Source organism: Nocardia sp. NPDC060220, assembly GCF_042727815.1.
Lineage (GTDB): Bacteria > Actinomycetota > Actinomycetes > Mycobacteriales > Mycobacteriaceae > Nocardia.
On record NZ_JBHWZY010001112.1, the window covers coordinates 1 to 1,901 of the forward strand.

Consider the following 1,901-nt stretch of genomic DNA (forward strand, 5'->3'; position numbering starts at 1 on the left):
ATGACAACACTGTGGCCCGGTTCGTACGAACCGGGCCACAGTCGTCGTTTCGCTACTTCGACGCGAGCTTCTTGTCGTCACCCTTCTTGCTCGCGGCCTTCTTGGCGGGTTTCTTGGCCGGCTTCTTCGCCGCGGGCGCGGGTGCGGAACCATTGGTGTCGGGCTTACCGCCCGGGTTCATCGCCGTGACGACCAGATCGTCGTCGGCGGTGTCGACCTTCACCGTGCCGCCGGGATCGAGCCCGCCGTCGAGGAGCAGCCGCGAGACCCGGTTGTCGAGCTCTTTCTGCACCGTACGGCGCAACGGTCGCGCACCGAATTCGGGCTGGAAACCGCGCTCGCTCAACCAGTCCACCGCGGACTGACTGATCTCGAGTTCGATGTCCTGGGCGGCGAGCATGCGCCGGGTGCGATCCAGGATCAGTTCGACGATCTGTTCCAGCTGCTCCTTGTCCAGGCGATGGAACACGATCTGCTCGTCGATCCGGTTGAGGAACTCGGGTCGGAAGTGCTGGCGCAGTAGCTCTTCGAGCTGCGGCACGATGGAGTCGAGGTCGCCGGGTGGCGCCTCGAGGATCAGGTGCGACCCGATGTTGGACGTCATGATCACGATCGTGTTCTTGAAATCGACTGTGCGGCCCTTGGAATCGGTGACGCGCCCGTCGTCGAGCAATTGCAGCAGCACATTGAACACATCGGGGTGGGCCTTCTCGACTTCGTCGAACAGGATCACCGAATACGGCTGACGCCGCACCTTGTCGGTCAGCTGGGCGGCATCGTCGTAGCCGACGTATCCGGGCGGGGCGCCGACCAGTCGCGAGACCGTGTGCTTCTCCTGGAACTCGCTCATGTCGAATCGGATCAGGCGATCCTCGTCGCCGAAGACCGCTTCCGCGAGGGCCTTGGCGAGCTCGGTCTTGCCGACACCGGTGGGGCCGAGGAACAGGAACGACCCGATCGGCCGGCTCGGGTCCTTGAGTCCGGCCCTCGCTCGGCGCACCGCCTCGGCGATCGCCACGATGGCCTCGTTCTGCCCGATCACCCGCTTGTGCAGGACGTCTTCGAGCTGGAGCAGGCGCTGCTTCTCCTCGGCGGTCAGATCAGCCACCGGAATGCCGGTGCGCTTGGAGATCACCTCGGCGATGTCGACGACATCGACGATCGGTTCCGACGACGTCGCACCGGACTCCTCCAGCTCCTCCTCGGCGGCGGCGATGTCGGCCTTGAGAGCCGTGGCCTTCTCGTAGTCCTCGTTGTCGACCGCGGCGTCCTTCTCCCGGTACAGCCGCGCGATCGCCTCGTCCCTGGCCTTCACCGCCGGGTCGGGGGTGCCCGAACGGAGCCGGACCCGGGCGCCCGCCTGGTCGATCAGATCGATCGCCTTGTCGGGCATGAACCGGTCGGTGATGTAGCGATCCGACAGCTGCGCGGCCGCGACCAGCGACTCGTCGGAGTAGCGCACCTGATGGTGCTCCTCGTACACATCGGCCAGGCCGCGCAGGATCTCGATGGTGTCCTCCACCGAGGGCTCCGAGACCATCACCGGCTGGAACCGGCGTTCCAGCGCGGCGTCCTTCTCGATGTATTTGCGGTACTCATCGATGGTGGTCGCGCCGACGACGTGCAGATCGCCGCGGGCCAGCGCGGGCTTGAGCAGGTTGCCCGCGTCCATCGAGCCCTCACCACCGCCGCCGGCGCCGACGATGGTGTGCAGCTCGTCGATGAAGATGATCAGCTCGTCCTTGTGCGCACGGACCTCGTCGAGGATCTTGGTCAGCCGCTCCTCGAATTCGCCGCGGTACTTGCTCCCGGCCACGAGCGAGCCGACATCGAGTGCGATGACGCGGCGGTCGGCGAGGGTGACCGGCACGTCCCCGTTGACGATGCGCTGGGCCAGCCCC

The 1,901-nt window shown here is 66.1% G+C and carries 1 protein-coding gene; it reads right to left on the bottom strand.

Going from position 1 to position 1,901, the window contains the following annotated elements; genetic code table 11:
• Positions 1–52 precede the first annotated feature (52 nt).
• A partial coding sequence (locus tag ACFWF3_RS34205; protein WP_379318166.1) for an ATP-dependent Clp protease ATP-binding subunit occupies positions 53–1,901 on the bottom strand: 1,849 nt, incomplete at its 5' end.